We start from the raw sequence: 19,378 nt of genomic DNA on the forward strand, positions 1-19,378 counted from the left end.
CATGGGAACTTTTTTTGTTAATTTTTACACTAATTAAAATAGCCGACAAACATATTCTCTTACAGATTAATAGAGAAGTTTTTTTAAATTTGTGATGCAATTAAAAAAAAATAAGAATGCTTTACTCAAAAATAGAAGGCGAAGGGAAACCTTTTGTCATTATGCATGGATTTCTTGGAATGTCTGATAATTGGAAAACTTTGGCAGGTCAATATGTAGAAGCTGGATTTCAGGTTCATATTTTAGATTTAAGAAATCACGGCCGCAGCTTTCATTCAGACGAGTGGAGTTACGAAGCAATGGTTCAGGATGTGTTTGAATACTGTCAGACTAATCAATTATCAAATATTGATATTTTAGGACACTCAATGGGTGGGAAAGTGGCAATGCTTTTTGCAACAACACATCCAGAAATTGTAGATAAACTAATTGTGGCAGATATAGGTCCGAAATTCTACAAACAACATCATCAGGATATTTTGGCTGGTTTAAATGCAGTCAATTTTTCTGTTAAACCAAGTAGAGCTGATGTTGAAGAAATCGTATCAAAATATGTTTCTGATTTTGGAACGAGACAGTTTTTGCTGAAAAATCTATATTGGAAGGAGCCAGGACAATTAGCGTTCAGATTCAACTTAGAAGCTTTTAATAATAATTTGGATGCTATCGGAAAACCTTTGCCAGAAAACTTAACTTTCGATAAACCAACATTATTTATTCGTGGTGGAAATTCAGGCTACATTCAAGATGAAGATTTAGAAGATATTCATAGACATTTTCCAAATTTGAAATTAGAAACGATTCCGAACGCAGGACATTGGCTTCATGCCGAAAATCCTAAAATGTTTTTTGAAATAACAAGCGAGTTTTTGAAGCAGTAATTATTTCATTAAAAAAATGACTACTTTTATTTAAACTTTTAAAATAAAAAAAACTATGAAATTATTACTTAGACTTCTAGTCACTGCCGCTTTAGTTTTGCTATTGTCTAATCTTTTAACGGGAGTGCACGTTGCTAGTTTTGGTACCGCTGTAATTGTAGCAGTAGTTTTAGGTTTGCTAAATGTATTTATTAAGCCGATTCTAGTTCTGTTTACACTTCCTGTAACGATAGTGACTTTAGGGCTGTTTTTATTGGTCATAAATGCTTTAATAATTATATTATGTACTTATATAGTAGGCGGTTTTGCGGTCGATTCATTCTTGACTGCATTGATATTTAGTGTTATTTTATCGGTCCTACAGTCTATTACTTATAAAATATTAGGAGACGATAAATAGAACAAAATCGAAGAGCATTAAAACGCTTCAAAGACAATAAATTAAAAACTTGGTTGGGTTGCAAAAATTTTATAATTTTGCAACCCAATTTTATTATGTAAATTAAAGAAGAAGATGGATATTAAAAGAGTAGCAATAGACGCAGTAAATGAGACAATTGTAATGAATGTGGTTCACATGGATTATAAAGGTCAAGTTGCAAAAAGAATTAACGAAAAAATGCCTTTAGCGCAGGTAAAAGGATTTAGAAAAGGTGCAGTGCCTAAAGATCTTGTTGAAAAGCAATACGGAAAAGCTATCAAGCAGGAAGAGATCAAAAAAGTAGTTGATTTGGCTTTAGAGCGTTATATCCAATCTGAAAGATTAAATCTTTTAGGAACTCCACTTCCTAAATTTGGTGAAGATATTAACTGGGATGCTGAGGAATTAACTTTCGAATATGAAATCGGTTTAGTGCCAAACTTCGAAATTGATCTTGAAGCTAAAAACAATATCGTAAAATACATCGTTACTGCTGACGACAAATTAATCGACGGACAAGTAGAGCGTATCCAAAAACAATTTGGAAAAGCAATTCCACAAGAAGTATCTGATGCAAACTCAGACTTAACTGGAACTTTCTCAAATGAAGCAGAAGGAATTAACAATACAACTACAATCGCTATCAGCGCATTTAGTAAAAAAGCTGGAGAGCAATTCGTAGGAAAACAAGTTGGAGATGTTGTCAAAGTGAGCACAAAAGGTTTATTTGATGACGATCACCAATTAATGGATTACTTAAAAGTGGGTCACGAAGGTGTTCACGGTTTAGATGTTGAAGTAGATTTTACTATCAGCGCTATCAACGGATCTGAGCCAGCAGAATTAAACCAAGAATTATTTGATAAACTTTTTGGAGAAGGAAAAGTTGCTTCTTTAGACGAGTTAAAATCAAAAATTAAAGAAGATGCTGAAGCACAATTTGCACAGCAAGCGGACCAAAAATTATTGTTAGACGTTCAAGATTTCTTGATCGAGAACACTAAATTTGATTTACCAGCAGAATTCTTGAAAAAATGGCTGCAAACTGTAGGAGAGAAAAAACTTTCTGCAGAAGAAGCTGAAATTGAATACGCAAGATCTGAAAAAGGTTTACGTTTCCAATTAATTGAAGGAAAAGCAATGGCTCAAAGTAATATCCAAATTACATTTGAAGATTTGAAATCATTTACTTCAGGAGCTATCAGACAACAAATGGCTCAATTTGGTCAAACAAATCCAACTGACGAAGAAGTAGAAGGAATTGTTGCTAGAGTTTTATCTAACCAAGAAGAAGTAAAAAGACTTTCTGAGCAAGTTGTAGCAGCTAAATTGTTAGATTTATTCAAAGAAAAAGCAAATCCAACAACAAAAGAAGTTACTTACGAAGAATTTATTGCTGCGTCTTACGGAGAATAATTTCTGAAAATTAATTATATTAGCGTCGATAGAAGTTATTTCTATCGACGTTTTTTTTGTTTCAAGTTCTAGATTTCAAGTTTTGCAATATGTTCAATTTGAAAAAACTTTGAACCTTTGTATCTTAGAATATCAGAAACTTAAAAATAAGACAAATTGACATTCTTTTGAAAGAGGTACAACCTTTGATGAGAAAATTATATCATTATAACATAAACTTAGAACAGATACATATGAACTACGGTAAAGAATTTAAAAAATTTGCTACAAAGCACCAAGGAGTAAATGCAATGTATTACGATAAAATCGTTGCTGCAATGACTCCAACAAACATGACTCCATATATTATTGAAGAGCGTCAGTTGAATATTTCTCAATTAGATGTTTTCTCAAGGTTAATGATGGACAGAATTATCTTTTTAGGAACAGGTATCGACGATCAAATCGCTAATATCGTTCAGGCTCAGTTATTATTTTTAGAAAGTGCTGATGCTTCAAAAGATATTCAAATTTACTTAAACTCTCCAGGAGGAAGTGTCTATGCAGGTTTAGGGATTTACGATACAATGCAGTTCATCAAACCAGACGTAGCTACAATTTGTACTGGAATGGCAGCTTCTATGGGAGCAGTTTTATTATGTGCAGGAGCAGCAGGAAAACGTTCTGCATTACCACATTCAAGAGTAATGATTCACCAGCCGTCTGGAGGTGCACAAGGTGTTGCAACAGATATGGAAATCAACTTACGTGAAATGTTGAAATTGAAAGATGAATTGTACCACATTATTTCACAACACTCTGGCCAGTCTTTTGAAAGAGTTCATAAAGACAGTGAACGCGATTACTGGATGAAAGCTGACGAAGCGAAAGAGTACGGAATGATAGACGAAGTCTTAAGAAGAGGATAATTTTAGTTTGTTACAAGTTTGAAGTTTGAAGTTGCTTTTAGTGAACCTGAAACTTGAAACAAAAAAACAAAAAAACAAAAATATTAAGCTGTAAGGAGTTAAGTTTTTGATTTTTAAACTGTAAAAGCTTAAAAACTTAGTATCTTTGCAGCTTAGTAACTTAAATAAAGAATGGCAAAAGTAGTATTAGAATGTTCGTTTTGTGGAAGAAAAAAGCCAGAAACTAATTTATTAATCGCTGGAATTAATGCACATATTTGTGATAAGTGTATTGAGCAGGCACACGGAATTGTATTAGAAGAATTAAAATCTAGCGGAAGCGCAAAACTAGTTGGCGACTTAATTTTAAAGAAACCAAAAGAAATTAGAGCTTTCTTAGATCAATATGTAATTGGTCAAGACCAGACTAAAAAAGTAATGTCAGTTGCCGTTTACAATCACTACAAACGTTTAATGCAGCAGCAATTAGACGATGAAGTTGAGATTGAAAAAAGCAACATTATTATGGTTGGTCAAACCGGAACAGGAAAGACATTGGTGGCTAAAACCATCGCAAAAATGTTAGACGTTCCGTTAGCAATTGTTGATGCAACAGTATTAACAGAAGCAGGTTATGTTGGAGAAGACGTTGAAAGTATTTTGACACGTTTACTTCAAGCAGCCGATTATGATGTAACTAAAGCCGAAAGAGGAATCGTATTTATTGACGAAATTGACAAGATTGCACGTAAGAGCGATAATCCATCAATTACGCGAGACGTTTCTGGAGAAGGTGTACAGCAGGCATTATTAAAATTATTAGAAGGAACAGTTGTAAACGTACCGCCAAAAGGAGGACGTAAACACCCAGACCAAAAATTTGTTGAAGTAAATACACAAAACATCTTGTTTATTGCAGGAGGAGCTTTTGATGGAGTGGAACGTATCATTTCTAAACGTTTAAACCGTCAGGCAGTTGGGTATTCAACTTCTAAAAATGTAGATAATATAGATAAAAATAATTTACTGCAATATATTGTTCCAAAAGACATTAAAGACTTTGGATTGATTCCTGAAATTATTGGTCGTCTTCCGGTATTAACACACATGGATCCGTTAGATCGCGAAACATTGCGTGCCATCTTGACACAGCCTAAAAATGCTTTGGTAAAACAATATCAGAAATTATTTTTAATGGATGAAGTTGAGTTTACTATTACAGACGAAGCTTTAGATTTTATTGTAGACAAAGCTTTAGAGTACAAATTAGGAGCTCGTGGATTACGTTCGTTATGTGAAGCAATCTTAACAGATGCAATGTACGAATTACCAAGTTCACAAGATACAAGTCTTGTAATTGACAAAGAATATGCAGAACATACATTAAATAAAAATTTATTGAAGCGTATGGAAATTGCTTCTTAAATATTTAAAAAGTTTATCTTTAAAACCTGTTCATTTATTTGAACAGGTTTTTTTTATGCTTGAAATTCTACAGTTGTTTCCTATATTTGATGAGGTTATTTAAATTAAAATTATGAATAAGTTGATCAACAGTTTTGATATTGGATTGTTTTTGTGGCAGATTGTAATCTTTTCATTTTTTATTGTTTTTCTTTATGTTTTATATCTGATTATAAAAGTGTTGAGAAAAAATTAAAAAATAATTTATGAAAGTACTCTATACCTTAATTGGTTTGTTTTTATTCTGTTCCTGCTTGACAAGAGCAGAAGATAAATCGCTGTTGGTTTCTCAAAAAGAAACGAACAAAAGTTCGAATGCAGCAGTAAAACCAAAAGAGATAGACTACGACTCTTATTTTAAACAGGCGCAGCTTTTTACCAAAGCCAATAACTACAATCAAGATTTCTTTTTCTTGATTGATTTAGGGAAGCATTCTGGTTTAAAAAGGTTTTTCGTTTATGATTTTAAGAAAAATAAAATTGTAAAATCATATATGGTTAGTCACGGTTGCGGCGATGCGGCGTGGGGCGGTGAAATGAATAAAGAAAATGCTCCAATTAGTAATGTAGCAGATTCGCATTGTTCATCGATTGGGAAATATATGATTTCCAGTCGCGGCGTAAGTCAATGGGGAATCAAGGTTAATTATTTGCTTATGGGAAAAGATAAAACCAATTCGAATGCTTTGAGCCGTGCAATTGTACTTCATTCCTGGAACGCCATTCCTGACGATGAAATTTACCCTAACGGAACTCCAGAAGGCTGGGGCTGTCCCGCAGTTTCTAATGAAAGCATGAAGGAAATCGATGAAATGCTTAAAGTCAACAAAAGAGTTTTAATGTGGATTATCAAGTCTTCTTAAGCTTTTTTAGAAATTTTGAAAATAAAAAGTACTCGTCAGCCCTGATCGAAGCGGCATCCTTTTACTGCGGGGTTCGCAGTAAAAGATATAGCGTAGAGCAGGACTAGAGGTGTTTTTGAAACCGAATTTTCTGCTGCCAAAAAATTATTGAACCCTAAATTTCTCTCTATATTCAATAGGTTTCATTCCTACCATTTTATAAAATACTTTTCTAAATGCTTTCGGATCGTTATAGCCTGTTTTTTCTATAATTTCTGAAATCGAAAGTTGTGTCTGCTCCAAGTATTTTTTAGAGCTTTCGACTCTTATATTCTGTAAATATTCAATTGGCGGAATTCCTGTTACCTGCTTAAATCGACGTGTCATGTTTCGAGCACTCGTCGGAATATCTTTAGTGATTTCTTCGAGCTTTTCTATGGAATGATATTGGCTTTCAATTTTTTGCTGTAACATGGCAACCAACGTGTCATTGTGCAAATGATTCGGTCTAAAAGTGCTGAAATAACTTTGTTTGTATCGATTTAAATCTATCGAAAAGATTTTGGCAATTTTTACCGCCATTTCGTTTCCGCAGAATTTCTGAACTAATAATATTAATAAATGAAAAGTTGAGGTTGAGCCTCCGCTGGTGTACAAACTTCCGTCGGCAGTCAAAGTTTCTTCGGGTTTTAGATTTACCATCGGAAAAGTTTTGGTAAAAGCACTGCAGGCGTCAACATGTGTTGTGGCTAATTTTTCATTCAGTAAACCAGAAGCAGCAAAGAGAAAAGCTCCAGTACAAAAGCTTGCTAATTCGGCTCCAGCTTGATGTTGTTTTTGAAGCCACGGAATAAAACTTCTATTCTTTTTAATCATCTCGCTCATATTGTCAGTCGTAAACGCTGGGATCAAAATCAGGTCGAGAATGGTTTCAGAGTTTTCTATCCAATTGACTTTGTAACCAAAAAGATTTCCCTGATCAATTTGATTCTCCGATTGAAAAAGCATGATTTCGAATGGTTTTTCGTTTCCAGAAGTAAGTTTGTTGGCTGTTTCGAATACTTCTAAAATGGCGGCAATACTTAACAATTTATAGTCGTGAGGTACGATCAATCCTAATTTCCTGCTCATGATTTTGTGTTTTTTGGAGATTCCACTTCTACACAAAAATAATCATTTTGTCTCATTTGCCCCTAAAAATGACTTTAATTGACATTTTAAACTAATCTTAATATTTTAAATTTGTTTTAATTAATTCGTAATTTTATAAAGATGAAAACAAAAATCTTCTTAAATCTTGCTGTAAAAGATTTAAATAAGTCTATTGCCTTTTTTACAAAACTGGGTTTTTCATTCAATGAAAAATTTACAAATGATAAAGGAACTTGCTTAGTAATCGGAGAGAATATAAATGTCATGCTTTTGGTTGAAGAGTTTTATCAAACCTTTACTAAAAAGCAAATTTGCGATACTGCTACAACCAGCGAAGTTCTTATTTCTATTTCTTTAGAATCTCGTGAAAAAGTAGATGAAATGATTGAGAAAGTGCCAAATGCTGGAGGAAGTGAATATTTGGAAGCAAAAGATTATGGCTGGATGTATCAAAGAAATTTTCTTGATATAGACGGACATCATTGGGAAGTTTTTTATATGGATGAAAGTCAAATTCCAAGTATGTAAGATGATTTCGGTACAAACTATAATTAATGCGCCGATCGCAAAAGTTTGGGAATTATGGACTTTGCCAAAGCATATTGTAAAATGGAATTATCCGTCTGAAGATTGGCAGACAACGGATGCAGAAAATGATTTAAAAATCAATGGGAAATTTAAGTATTCGATGCAGACAAAAGATAAAAGTGCAGGATTTGATTTTGAAGGAATTTATACAGATGTAAAAGCTTTTTCATTGATAGAATATAAACTTTTTGATAACCGAACGGGAACCATTCGTTTTGAAGAAAATAATGATGCTGTAAAACTTACTGAGATATTTGAACCCAATGTTGAAGACTCAGAAGATATGCAGAGAGGATGGTGTCAGGCTGTAATTGATCATTTTAAAACCTATGCCGAAACAAATCAGAATTATTATTAAATAAAAAAAATAAGAATGATAACAGTACAAACAACCGTAAAGGCATCTCTAGACAAAGTATGGAAATTTTGGAACGAACCAGAACACATTACAAAATGGGCTTTTGCTTCTCCAGAATGGCACGCACCAAAAGCAGAAAATGATTTGAAAGAAGGCGGTAAATTCTCAACGACAATGGCAGCAAAAGACGGCAGCATGAGTTTTGATTTTTGGGGAGAATATACTTTAGTAAAACAAAATGAAGCCATAAACTACACAATGGGTGATGGCAGAAAGACCGAAATAACATTTAAAGAAACTCCAAATGGTGTTGAAATTATTGAAAGCTTTGATCCAGAAAGCGAAAATCCAGAAGAAATGCAGAAAGGCGGCTGGCAGGCGATTTTGAATAATTTTAAGATTTATGTGGAGTCGAATTAGCAGTAAAGACTCAAAGCAACAAAGGTTCAAAGATTACAAACTTAAAATGACTTACATAACTTATATGGTTTAAAAAATATCTAACACAAAAAACAAAAAAAATGACAAAACAAATATGGTTAAATCTTCCTGTAAAGGATGTAGCAAAAGCAAAAGACTTTTTCTGGAAAATTGGTTTTTCGTTTAACGAACAGCACGATACTCCAAGTTCTACTTGTATGGTTGTGGGCGAAGGGCATTTTGTAGTAATGCTTTTTGAAGAAATGCTTTTTTCAAGCTTTTCGCAAAACGGAATTACAGATACGAAATCAAGTTCAGAAATTCTGATTTCGATTGATGCAGAAAGCCGAGAAGAAGTTGATGAATTAGCTAAAAAAGCAGCAGAAGCAGGCGGAATAGTTTTCTCACCTCCTGCTGAAAGTCAAGGCTGGATGTATGGCTGCGGGTTTGCCGATTTGGATGGTCATCGATGGAATGTTTTATATATGGACTTTAATAAATTACCTCATTGATATGGAAAAACTTAAATTTAATACCAGTATCAAGGCTTCTAGAGAAAAAATCTGGAAAGTCTTATGGGACGACGAAACGTACCGAAAATGGACAGGTGCTTTCTGTGAAGGAAGTTATGCACAATCGGATTGGAATGAAGGAGATAAAATTTATTTTCTTGGGCCAAATGGAATGGGAATGAATAGCGTTATTGAAACTAAAATTCCGAACGAATATATGGCTTTTAAGCATCTTGGAGAAGTCAAAGATTTTAAAGAAGTACCGCCAAATGAAGAAACTCAAAAATGGAGCGGAGCAATGGAAACGTATCGTCTGACTCAAAATGGAGACAAGATCGATCTTCAGGTAGAAGTTGACGTCATCGATCAGCACATTGATTATTTTAAAGAAGCTTTTCCAAAAGCGGTGGAGACGATCAAAGAACTTTCGGAGGAGTAGTTTTTTAAAAAAGATTAAAGATTATTTTTTTAAAAACAACAAACAAATTAACATTAATAAAAGTATCATGGCAACAGTAAATCCTTATTTATTATTTAACGGAAACTGCGAAGAAGCGTTTCTATTTTACAAATCGGTTTTTGGAGGAGAATTTCCGTATATCGGTAAATTTAAAGACATGCCAAAAGAAGAAGGATGTGACGAGGTTTCTGATGCAGACGCAGACAGAATCATGCACGTTTCTCTTCCTATTGGTGAAACTATTTTAATGGGAAGCGATAGTTCTACAAGATTTGGCGATCTTCCGTTTGGCGAAAATTTCTCTATTTCGATCAATACAGAAAGTACAGAAGAAGCTGACCGTATTTTTAACGGATTGTCTGCTGGGGGAAAAGTAGAAATGCCAATGAACAAAACTTTCTGGGGTGCTTATTTCGGAATGTTCAAAGACAAGTTTGGAATTAACTGGATGGTAAATTTTGACGAAAATCAGCCAAACAAATAAGATAAAAGTTACGATATTCTAATACTGAAATAGAATTGTTAAATTATTTCAAAAAGCACATTATTATGTGCTTTTTGTGTTTAAAAAAACAAACAATATTCTTTTTTATCAACAATAGATTGTCGATTTTTGTCGCTTCAAATTCACAACACAAAATGGCAGCAGAAGATAAAGAGATCATTTTATTAAAAGTTTCAGGACACGATAAAATTGGAGTAACAGCAGGTTTAACAGCCGTATTAGCAGCATATGATGCTAATATTTTAGATATTGGCCAGGCTGATATTCACGATACACTTTCTTTAGGGATTTTATTCGAAATCGCTGCTGGGTCAAGTTCTGCACCCGTTTTAAAAGACCTTCTTTTCAAAGCTTATGAATTAGAAATCAAAGTAAAATTTATTCCGATTTCTATAGAAGATTACGAAACTTGGGTAAAATCGCAGTCAAAACAGCGCTATATCATTAATATTTTGGGCGAAAAACTAGCCGCTTCGCAATTGGCAGCTGTAACCAAAATAATGTCAGACCAAAACCTGAATATCGATTCTATTATCCGATTAACAGGAAGAACTTCAATTGTCGAAAAAGAACAATATCCTCGTTCTTGTATTCAATTGTCTGTAACGGGCGAAATTGTAAACAAGATTATCATGACAGCAAGTTTTATGGAGATTTCAAGAACGTTGAATGTCGATATTTCATTTCAAGAAGATAATATTTATAGAAGAAACCGTCGCTTAGTGTGTTTCGATATGGATTCAACTTTAATCCAAACCGAAGTAATCGATGAATTGGCAGAACTTAATGGAGTAGGAGAGCAAGTGCGTGCGATTACAGAATCTGCGATGAATGGTGAAATTGATTTTAACGAAAGTTTCAAACAACGTATGGCATTGCTGGAAGGTTTGAGCGAAGAAGTTTTGCAAAACGTAGCTATCAATCTGCCAATTACACAAGGCGCACATCGATTGATGAAAGCTTTAAAATATTACGGTTACAAAACCGCAATTCTTTCAGGAGGATTTACCTATTTTGGAGAATATCTTCAAAAAGAATTAGGAATCGATTATGTGCACGCCAATCAGTTAGAAATAAAAGATGGAAAACTAACCGGAAAATATATTGGTGATATTGTTGACGGACAAAAGAAAGCCGAACATTTAAAAGCAATCGCAGAAAAAGAAGGAATTCATATCAACCAAACCATTGCAGTAGGCGACGGAGCAAACGATTTACCAATGCTGAATTTAGCAGGTTTAGGAATCGCTTTCCACGCCAAACCAAAAGTAAAAGAAAGCGCTTCTACGTCAATTTCAAGTCTAGGTCTTGATGGAGTTTTATACCTTTTAGGTTATCATGATAGATATATCGATATGATGTAATATCATTTATCATAATCGTTGTCGGTAAGCTTGTCATCCCGAGGAACGAGGGATCTCCACAAGCAGCTCGACAATCAAAATAAAAAAAGAAAACCTCAGTCTTTTCAATAAAGTGCTGAGGTTTTTTATTTTTACAAAGTTGTTTTTACTTTCGTGATTCCAGTTCTTTCTTAATTTCCTTCAAATTATTTAAATTCAAAAAAAGAATAGGCAGTAAGGCAATCGGAACAACATTCATGGCGCTGAACCCTTTCATAAAAACAATAAATAAGTTAAGAGCAAATAACATAAACAATACAACAGCAAAAATAGTATTCACTGTTTTCAAAGTTTTCTGATTTTTAATCAGTTCTTCTATGGTCATTTCGCTGAATTTGGTATTTTTCATCTTAATTAAATAGAATTATCTTTTACACACATTTCCTTCAACTGCTCCAAATAATCTCTCTGATTAGAAAGTCTCGGAATCTTATGCTGTCCGCCCAATTTATCTCTTTCTTTCAACCAATCATAAAATAAATTCTCTCGCGCAACATTAATTACCAAAGGATTTAAGGTCATATTATTATAGCGTTTCGCTTCGTAATCTGAGTTTAAAGTCTGCAGGGTTTCATCCAGAACTTTTTGGAAAAGTCCAACATCAGCAGGATGTTTCTTAAATTCAATCATCCATTCGTGAGCACCTTTTTCTTTATCCTGCATAAAGATAGGAGCAACTGTATAATCAATTACTTCGGTCTGAGTAACCTGACATGCTTTAGCAATCGCTTGATCGGTATTTTCTACCATCAATTCCTCTCCAAAAACATTAATATGATGTTTTGTTCTTCCTGTAACTCGAATTCTGTACGGATTTAAAGAGGTAAAACGAACGGTATCGCCAATTAAATAACGCCATAAACCAGAATTGGTCGTGATAACAATGGCGTAGTTTTTATTCAATTCAACATCAGCCAGACGAACCACTTTTTGGTTTAGCGTGCCAAAAGTATCCATCGGAATAAACTCGTAGAAAATTCCGTAATCCAGCATTAGTAATAAATCACTAGAATTATTCAAATCCTGAATGGCAAAAAATCCTTCTGATGCATTGTAGATTTCGTAGTATTTAAAATCCTTGCTTGGCAAAATTTTCTTGTATTGTTCTCGGTATGGAGAAAAACTTACGCCTCCATGAAAATACACTTCAAGATTAGGCCACAGCTCCAATAAATTTTGATTGCCGGTATTTTCTAAAACTCTATTCATTAAAACCAGCATCCAAGAAGGAACTCCCGCAAAACTGGTTACATTTTCATTTTTTGTTTCGTTTATAATGGCTGCCATCTTCGCTTCCCATTCGCTCATCAACGAAGTTTTGCTGCTTGGCGTACTGCTGAATTCCGCCCAAATAGGCATGTTTTCAATCAAAATTGCCGATAAATCTCCGAAGAAAGTATTATTGTTTTCGTAAATCTGAGAGCTTCCGCCTAAGCGAAGACTTTTTCCAAGAAACAATTCAGAATCCTCATTATTGTTTAAGTACAAACAAAGAAGATCTTTGCTGCCTTTGTAATGGCAATCTTCAAGAGCTTCGTTACTTACAGGTATAAATTTGCTTTTTGCATTTGTAGTACCGCTTGATTTGGCAAACCATTTTATCGGTGTTTCCCAGAAAACATTTTGTTCTCCTTGACGCGTTCGCTCAATAAGCGGCTGTAATTCTTCGTAAGTAGCAATTGGAACTCTTTCTGCAAATGTCTGATAAGAATTGATGCTCGAAAAGTCGTATTTTTTGCCAATAACCGTATTTTCTGATGCTGTCAATAAGTTATGCAATAATTCTTCCTGAACCTCATTTGGGTATTTTAAAAAAAGCTCGATTTGATGAATTCTCTGTTTGAGAACCCAAGATGCAAACGAATTAATTATGGATAACGGCATGTGTGAATTTTGTATTTAAAATTGTTGATTTTAGATTACCGATTTTACCATTATTGTAAAAGCAGAAAATTTAAAATTTGAATATCAACAGACAAATAGTAACTTTGTCACTGTATCAAAAATAGTGTTTTTTTGTAAAAAAAACCATTCTATTTATAGTAAAGATTCTGATTCTATTGAATTATAAAATTTGAATTTGCCTCAGAGCAAATAAATCAAAAAACTAAAAATAACAATCTAAAATATAATGACATACCAAGGTGTACTCAGTAAAATGCAAACTGAATTAGGAAATCCGATTCAATATTATTTGGTTTTTGAAGACAGTTTTCTAAACGTAAATCAATTATTAAATAAAGAAATTGAAATTAATTTTGCTGGATATCAATGTCTAAATTGTAATAAAAAGAAAAAGATTTTTCGTCAGGGATTTTGTTATGACTGTTTTTATTCAAGCCCAGCAGTAGGAGACTGGATTATGCGTCCAGAATTAAGTACGGCACATTTAGGAATTGAAGATCGTGATTTAGAATATGAATCTAAAGTACAGTTACAGCCTCACGTGGTGTATCTGGCAGTGGCGAGCGAAATTAAAGTAGGTGTTACCCGAAAAACACAGGTGCCGACACGTTGGATAGATCAAGGCGCGGTGCAGGCCATTGCTGTTGTCGAAGTTCCGAATCGTTATTTGGCTGGAATTACCGAGGTCGCTTTAAAAGATCATTATACAGACAAAACAAATTGGAGAAAAATGCTCCAGCAAAATAATCAGATTTTTGATTTAATTGCAGAAAAAGCAAAAATTGAAAGTCTTATTCCAGCAGAAGTGAAAGAATATTTTTATGCTCAAAAAAATGATTTGTACGAGTTACAATACCCAGTTTTGAGTTATCCTGCAAAAGTAAACAGCTTAAACTTAGACAAAACGCCATCATACGCGGGCAAACTAACGGGGATTAAGGGACAATATTTATTGTTTGAAGACGGAACCGTTTTTAATATCCGTGGATCAGAAGGATACATTGTTACCATAAACGTCTAACGATTTGACTCACTCGTCTATTTTTAGCAGGATACCGTATAAAGATTGATGCCAATGTGCATTTATCCTTGTATTTTAACATCTTCTAAAAATAGATGATGCGAATTTTGATAAATTATTTTACAATTTTGTAATATATGCTTATTCAAAGATTTTAATTTTAGGAAATATTTAACTTATATTTGAGAAGGTTTATACAATACACACGATCAAATATTAGTTAAAACTTTTAATTCTAAAAACAATTTAATGAATGGGTAACTTAAAAAAAGTTAACGTGGTCAGGCGTAAGTTAATGCGTAATTTGACCAAAAACATTGGAAATTCGGTCAGTAAAAGAGGACCAATTGACAAAAACAAAATTAAAAAAGTCCTAATCTGCAGACCCAACGGGCGATTAGGAAATTTGCTTTTAATTACACCGCTTATTCAAGAAGTAACCAAAACATTTCCAGGTTGTACAATAGATTTATTTGTAAAAGGCACTCTTGCGCCTATTGTTTTTGAAAAATATAATAACGTTGACAAAATAATCGATTTACCCAAAAAGCCTTTTAAGGAACTTATAAAGTATTTAAAGGTTTGGACACTGATCAAAAAGCAGCAATACGATATCGTAATTAATGTAGATCAAAACTCTTCTTCTGGACGTCTTGCCGTTCAATTTTCTAGTGCAAAATATAAGTTTTTTGGAGACCTTCCAGAAAATGTAACATTAGAATATTCCGATTACGATCATATTGCTAAATATCCTGTTTATAATTTTCGTTATTTTTTAAATCAGGCAGGAATTGAAATGACAAATGAACCTGTTGCACTTTTAGATTTAAGACTTTCGGAAAACGAAATTGCAAACGGAAAAAAAATATTAGATCAAATCATCGATCCGTCCAAAAAAACAATTGCCATTTTTACTTATGCAACAGGCGAAAAATGTTACTGCGTTTCTTGGTGGGAAGCATTTTATAAAGCTTTAAAAGAAGAGTATACAGATTATAATATTTTTGAAGTGCTGCCTGTAGAAAATGTTTCACAAATCAATTTTGAAGCGCCTACTTTTTATAGTAAAGATGTTCGTGAGATAGGTTCTGTTCTGGCAAATGTTGATGTTTTTGTAGGTGCAGACAGCGGTATTATGCATTTGGCGAGTGCGTCAAAAGCCCCGACTGCTGGTTTGTTTTCTATTTCTAATTTGAAAAAATATGAACCTTATGGAAACGGAAGTATCGGTTTAGATACGAATGTTTTAGACGTCCCAGACTTTGTTAAAGCAATTAATACGATTTTGAAAAGATAAATTTTTAAGACATAAAAAATAAAAACCTGTTCGAGAATAAATCCAGAACAGGTTTTTTTATTTAAACTCAGTATCTAAATTGCTTAGCAACTTAGTAACTTTAAAAGGTTAATTCTTTTTCTTAAAAATACCATTTAATAGGTCACTTGCCTTTTTCGTCACTTCTTGAGTTTTTTGCTCTTTTTCGGTTTTAGCCGCTTGTGTCGTGTCTTTAGCTTTAGTGTTTTTGTTAATTAAATCAGTTAGGGCAGAAGTTCCTTTTTGAGTCAATTTCTCTTTTTGCTGATTTACCAATTGTGTTGTTAAATTAGTTACAGCAGCTTTCATATCTGTGCTGATTTTTGGACTAGAAAAGTTTCCAGTCATCAAAGCCGTAATTGGAATATTATCCAGTTTTGCAGCATCAGAAGGAGATAATTTCGCGATTAAATTATTAGCTTCTGTTCCAAGATATTTTGCAGGAACATCAAATTTGATCGTATAATTCATATTCTGATCAAAACCATGTGTACCTCCAATAGTAGCTTTTATATCCTGATATTTAATGTCGAAAGGTTTTACGTTTACTTTACCATCATCAAAAGTAAGCGCCATTTTCAAATCATTCAAATTCAATTTGTTTAAATCCAAGAATTTAACGTTTGAGCTTAAAGAATTTAAAAGCGTAGAATTTTTAGGAGTAACAGTTGTAGATAACAATTGCCCTAATAAATCTCCCGAAAGCGATTTTAAATCCGGAGTCAATTCTTTAGCATCAAGATTTCCGTTTAATTTAATAGTCGAATTCAATTTACCGTTGATGATTCCTGCAATCGGAGCAATTTTTTTCATCATGTCCAATTGCGTAAAAGTCTGCGCAATATCAACTTGATTAAAACCTAAATTCACATCAAAAGTAGGAACTTTTTCTTTTGTAGAAACCGCACCAGTTAAACCAATTGTTCCGCCGAAAATAGAAGTTTTAAAGTTTTCTAAAGTTGCTTTTTCATCTTTAATAATCAGTTTTCCAGAAACATCTTTAAGTTTTAAATTATCGTATAAAACTGTAGTTGCTTTTGCATTTAAAGTACAATTTAAGAACGCTGGAATTTTCATTGCTTCAGCAGGTTTCGCCGGAGTTTTTGTTTCTGCTTCTTTTTTAGCAGGCTCGCCAGAAGTCATAAAATCATCAACAGCAAGCTGATTAGAGCTCATATTGAAGTTTCCTTTCAATTCTTGTTTTTTAAACATAAATCCGTAGAAATTCTCCAAAACTCCATTAATGCTTATATCACTTTTTCCAGTTGTTGCATCAAATTGTTTTAAGTTAATAGTGCTGGTATTAAACTGAACTAACGCAGTGCTGATATTCATTGATTTATTATTCTCATCAGTGTATTTAAATCCTGATAAGCTCATTGTTCCAGCATTTTTGATGTTTTGATATTGGCTTTTTTCAACAGAAGCCATATCAAAATTAGTAGTAACATCGGCTTTTAAAATACCTGCCAATGGTTTGTCCATTTTGATTGGATACGCTTTTGAAAGGTTTGCTAAATTGATAGTTCCTTTTAAAGCAGCATCAACAATTGGGTTTACAGATATGTTTTTGATATTTGCTTTGGCACTAAAAACGTCTTGATCAATTTTGAAAGAAAGTTTATCCAAGTTAACGTAAGTATCATTTAAGATTCCAGTTTCATTGATAATTTTTGTATCAATCACAATATTCTGAACTGATTTTGGAAGATTAGGATATTGAAAAGATCCATTATTAGATGCAATCGCAATATTGAATTTCGGGATTGTAGTTTCTGTTAATTCTCCTTTCGCAAAACCATTTACAGTAAAGTCTCCCGTAGTTTTTACGCCGTCTAAACTTGATGCGTAAGCAGAAGGAATTAAGCCTAAGAAATTAGTAAATGATGAAGTTGGAGTTTTAAACTTCAAATCATAAATCTGTGCTTTTTCTGCCATTTGAATAAATCCGTCAAATTCTAAAGGCAATTGGTTAATCAAAGCTTTATTTTCTTTAAAAGTATATTTGCTTTTATCTAAATCAATTCCAAGAACAGCATCCAAAGTCAATTTTACATTTTTCATGTAATTCATTTTGTCCATGTCTAATGAAACTTTAGCTGTTGTTTTTGTAGTTAAATCCAATTTTGAGTTGGTAAAATCTCCAGTTCCTTCGTGATTTAAACTATCAATAACCATTTTGATTTTTGAACCTTGATCGATATATCTAAAGGTGAAATTCTCAATTTTGTAGTTTTGAATTTTTAAAGACAACGGCTTGCTTTCCTCCGTTTTTGTTTCTTCTTTTTTATCTTTAAGGGCAATGTCAAAGTTTCCGACACCATCTTTATTAAAAATAATATTGATTAATCCGTTGGTAGAGCTAACTCCTTGAATATTTAAAGGTTCATCTTTTCCTTTGAAAAGTTCTTTAATACTCATTTTTAAATTTAATTCTCCCAAAGACACCAAGGTATCTCCTTCAAAAGGCGCTTTGTTAATAATAACTAGTTTTTCAATTCCCACTGTAGCATTCGGGAAATTTTTAAACAAGCTTAGATCAGCATCGTTAAAGCTTACTTTTGCATCGACACTTTCGTTGATAGCTTCTGTAATTTTAGCTTTAATTTGATCTTTAAAGAAATACGGAATGGCAAATAATGCAGCTATAAACACCACAAGAACAATGGCGCTTATTTTTAGAACTTTCTTTAGCATATAAATTTAGATTTGAGGTTTCACATAAAATCGACCTTGCAAAAGTAGTTTTTTTTACAAGAGTTCAAAGATAAAGTTTTACTAATTATGTAGGAATTGTTTTAATTTTTGTTAAAATAAAAAATCCGTTTGATCATAAGTATCAAACGGATTTTTAAAGTGTTTTATTTTAGTTTATTTTTCAATAAATGAAATTATTTTTGAGACAAGCGCTTCAGAAATCGGTAATGTTTCATTATTGTAGCTTTCCATATTGGCCTGTTGGTCGCCTTCTATAATTTTCATAACATGATTCATTTTGTCTACAATCAGCATTTCTGCCTTTGTATCTGCTTGTGCTAAATTTTCGGCATCTTTAACGGTAACTTGTAAATCTTTATTTCCTTGTAAAATTAAAACCGGAATTGTTAATTTTTTAATCTCATTCTGCGGATTGTATTTAAACCAAGAAATCAAATAAGGCTGAATACTTGGCCTAAAAAGTGAATTCAGCATTGGGTCAACTTTTTTTACCGTATTTCCACTTTTCAAACTGTCAATAATTGGGAAAGTCATGTCCTCAAGTGGCTTCATAGATTTTAAAGCAATCTGTGATTTAATGATTTTATCGGCAGAATCGCCAGCCCCTGCAATCGAAACAAATTTATCTGCTTTAGCAGCGGCAATCATTCCGATCAAAGATCCTTCGCTGTGACCAATAATGATAACTTTAGAAAAGCGTTTGTCCTGTTTTAATAAATTAATCCAGCTTTTGGCGTCTTCAATATAATTTTCGAATACCAAACTGCCTTCAGAAATAGCAGAACTTTTGCTTTCTCCAATTCCTCTTTTGTCATAACGTAAAGAAGCAATTCCGTTTTTAGCAAGCGCCTCAGCCAGCATTTTCAAAGAATTGTTTTTCATCATCGGATTATTTCCGTTTCGGTCCGTAGGTCCAGAACCAGCAATAATTAAAGCAACCGGATATTTCTTGGTAAGATCAGGAGTCGTTAAGGTTCCGAAAAGCTGATCGACATTTATTTTAAGGACAATTGGAGTTTCTTTAAATGTAATGTCTTTTTTATTCTGAGCATTTAAAGCGCTCAAAAACAAAACCGTCAAGAAGAAAATTATCTTATTCATTTCGATTTA

20 protein-coding genes are annotated in these 19,378 nt (G+C 33.2%); 15 read left to right on the forward strand and 5 right to left on the reverse strand.

The genetic code is table 11. From position 1 onward, the window contains the following. The first annotated feature begins 116 nt into the window (after nt 1-116). The 6 genes from ACFSC2_RS14310 to ACFSC2_RS14335 all read left to right on the forward strand — a co-directional run bounded on the left by ACFSC2_RS14310 (nt 117) and on the right by ACFSC2_RS14335 (nt 5,932). Nucleotides 117-881: an alpha/beta fold hydrolase gene (locus ACFSC2_RS14310; protein WP_379814740.1), complete on the forward strand. Its 765-nt coding sequence runs from the start codon at nt 117-119 to the stop codon at nt 879-881. Nucleotides 882-936: 55 nt separating this feature from the next. Continuing rightward, nucleotides 937-1,281, forward strand: coding sequence for a phage holin family protein (locus ACFSC2_RS14315; protein ID WP_379814739.1), 345 nt, complete (start codon nt 937-939; stop codon nt 1,279-1,281). Between the two features lie 114 nt (nt 1,282-1,395). Continuing rightward, complete coding sequence (locus ACFSC2_RS14320; protein ID WP_379814738.1) at nt 1,396-2,718, forward strand: trigger factor; 1,323 nt, start codon at nt 1,396-1,398, stop codon at nt 2,716-2,718. Nucleotides 2,719-2,951: 233 nt separating this feature from the next. Beyond that, nucleotides 2,952-3,626 (forward strand): ATP-dependent Clp endopeptidase proteolytic subunit ClpP, encoded by a 675-nt coding sequence (gene clpP / locus ACFSC2_RS14325; RefSeq protein ID WP_379814737.1) that lies wholly within the window; start codon nt 2,952-2,954, stop codon nt 3,624-3,626. A 171-nt stretch (nt 3,627-3,797) separates the two neighbouring features. Continuing rightward, the gene (gene clpX, locus ACFSC2_RS14330; protein WP_379814736.1) at nt 3,798-5,030 is read left to right on the forward strand and encodes an ATP-dependent Clp protease ATP-binding subunit ClpX; all 1,233 of its coding nucleotides are present in this window, start codon (nt 3,798-3,800) and stop codon (nt 5,028-5,030) included. 245 nt (nt 5,031-5,275) lie between these two features. Next, entirely contained in the window at nt 5,276-5,932 is a 657-nt protein-coding gene (locus ACFSC2_RS14335) for a murein L,D-transpeptidase catalytic domain-containing protein (protein ID WP_379814735.1), read from the forward strand. 144 nt (nt 5,933-6,076) lie between these two features. Here ACFSC2_RS14335 and ACFSC2_RS14340 read toward each other — a convergent pair whose 3' ends face one another. Continuing rightward, the gene (locus ACFSC2_RS14340; protein WP_379814733.1) at nt 6,077-7,042 is read right to left on the reverse strand and encodes a GlxA family transcriptional regulator; all 966 of its coding nucleotides are present in this window, start codon (nt 7,040-7,042) and stop codon (nt 6,077-6,079) included. 141 nt (nt 7,043-7,183) lie between these two features. Here ACFSC2_RS14340 and ACFSC2_RS14345 point away from each other — a divergent pair, with 141 nt between their 5' ends. The 7 genes from ACFSC2_RS14345 (at nt 7,184) to serB (ending at nt 11,270) form a co-directional block, all read left to right on the forward strand. Further along, nucleotides 7,184-7,591, forward strand: coding sequence for a VOC family protein (locus ACFSC2_RS14345; RefSeq protein WP_379814732.1), 408 nt, complete (start codon nt 7,184-7,186; stop codon nt 7,589-7,591). Nucleotide 7,592: 1 nt separating this feature from the next. Beyond that, the gene (locus tag ACFSC2_RS14350; protein WP_379814731.1) at nt 7,593-8,009 is read left to right on the forward strand and encodes an SRPBCC domain-containing protein; all 417 of its coding nucleotides are present in this window, start codon (nt 7,593-7,595) and stop codon (nt 8,007-8,009) included. A gap of 15 nt (nt 8,010-8,024) precedes the next feature. Next, nucleotides 8,025-8,429: an SRPBCC family protein gene (locus tag ACFSC2_RS14355; RefSeq protein WP_379814730.1), complete on the forward strand. Its 405-nt coding sequence runs from the start codon at nt 8,025-8,027 to the stop codon at nt 8,427-8,429. 101 nt (nt 8,430-8,530) lie between these two features. Then, a complete protein-coding gene (locus tag ACFSC2_RS14360; protein WP_379814729.1) occupies nt 8,531-8,941 on the forward strand; it encodes a VOC family protein in 411 nt (136 codons plus the stop codon). 1 nt (nt 8,942) lies between these two features. Further along, a complete protein-coding gene (locus tag ACFSC2_RS14365) occupies nt 8,943-9,380 on the forward strand; it encodes an SRPBCC domain-containing protein (protein ID WP_379814728.1) in 438 nt (145 codons plus the stop codon). A 67-nt stretch (nt 9,381-9,447) separates the two neighbouring features. Next, nucleotides 9,448-9,885, forward strand: coding sequence for a VOC family protein (locus tag ACFSC2_RS14370; RefSeq protein ID WP_379814727.1), 438 nt, complete (start codon nt 9,448-9,450; stop codon nt 9,883-9,885). Nucleotides 9,886-10,040: 155 nt separating this feature from the next. Next, nucleotides 10,041-11,270, forward strand: a complete 1,230-nt coding sequence (serB, locus tag ACFSC2_RS14375) for a phosphoserine phosphatase SerB (RefSeq protein WP_379814725.1) — start codon at nt 10,041-10,043, stop codon at nt 11,268-11,270. Nucleotides 11,271-11,415: 145 nt separating this feature from the next. On the opposite strand, the gene ACFSC2_RS14380 is transcribed toward serB, so the two are convergent. Together ACFSC2_RS14380 and ACFSC2_RS14385 are read right to left on the reverse strand one after the other, a co-directional pair. Further along, on the reverse strand, nt 11,416-11,658 hold the full coding sequence (locus tag ACFSC2_RS14380; protein WP_379814724.1) for a redox-active disulfide protein 2: 243 nt from the start codon (nt 11,656-11,658) through the stop codon (nt 11,416-11,418). Nucleotides 11,659-11,663: 5 nt separating this feature from the next. Then, on the reverse strand, nt 11,664-13,193 hold the full coding sequence (locus ACFSC2_RS14385) for a GH3 auxin-responsive promoter family protein (protein WP_379814723.1): 1,530 nt from the start codon (nt 13,191-13,193) through the stop codon (nt 11,664-11,666). A 247-nt stretch (nt 13,194-13,440) separates the two neighbouring features. On the opposite strand from ACFSC2_RS14385, the gene ACFSC2_RS14390 reads away from it, so the two are divergent. Both ACFSC2_RS14390 and ACFSC2_RS14395 read left to right on the forward strand, forming a co-directional pair. After that, the gene (locus ACFSC2_RS14390) at nt 13,441-14,235 is read left to right on the forward strand and encodes a DUF2797 domain-containing protein (RefSeq protein ID WP_379814722.1); all 795 of its coding nucleotides are present in this window, start codon (nt 13,441-13,443) and stop codon (nt 14,233-14,235) included. 253 nt (nt 14,236-14,488) lie between these two features. Then, on the forward strand, nt 14,489-15,532 hold the full coding sequence (locus ACFSC2_RS14395; protein ID WP_379814721.1) for a glycosyltransferase family 9 protein: 1,044 nt from the start codon (nt 14,489-14,491) through the stop codon (nt 15,530-15,532). Between the two features lie 108 nt (nt 15,533-15,640). Here ACFSC2_RS14395 and ACFSC2_RS14400 read toward each other — a convergent pair whose 3' ends face one another. After that, a complete protein-coding gene (locus ACFSC2_RS14400) occupies nt 15,641-18,247 on the reverse strand; it encodes an AsmA-like C-terminal region-containing protein (RefSeq protein ID WP_379814720.1) in 2,607 nt (868 codons plus the stop codon). 174 nt (nt 18,248-18,421) lie between these two features. Then, nucleotides 18,422-19,369 (reverse strand): alpha/beta hydrolase family protein, encoded by a 948-nt coding sequence (locus ACFSC2_RS14405; protein WP_379814719.1) that lies wholly within the window; start codon nt 19,367-19,369, stop codon nt 18,422-18,424. Between the last annotated feature and the right edge of the window lie 9 nt (nt 19,370-19,378).

The sequence above is a fragment of the Flavobacterium artemisiae genome (assembly GCF_042678225.1).
GTDB classification, from domain to species: domain Bacteria; phylum Bacteroidota; class Bacteroidia; order Flavobacteriales; family Flavobacteriaceae; genus Flavobacterium; species Flavobacterium artemisiae.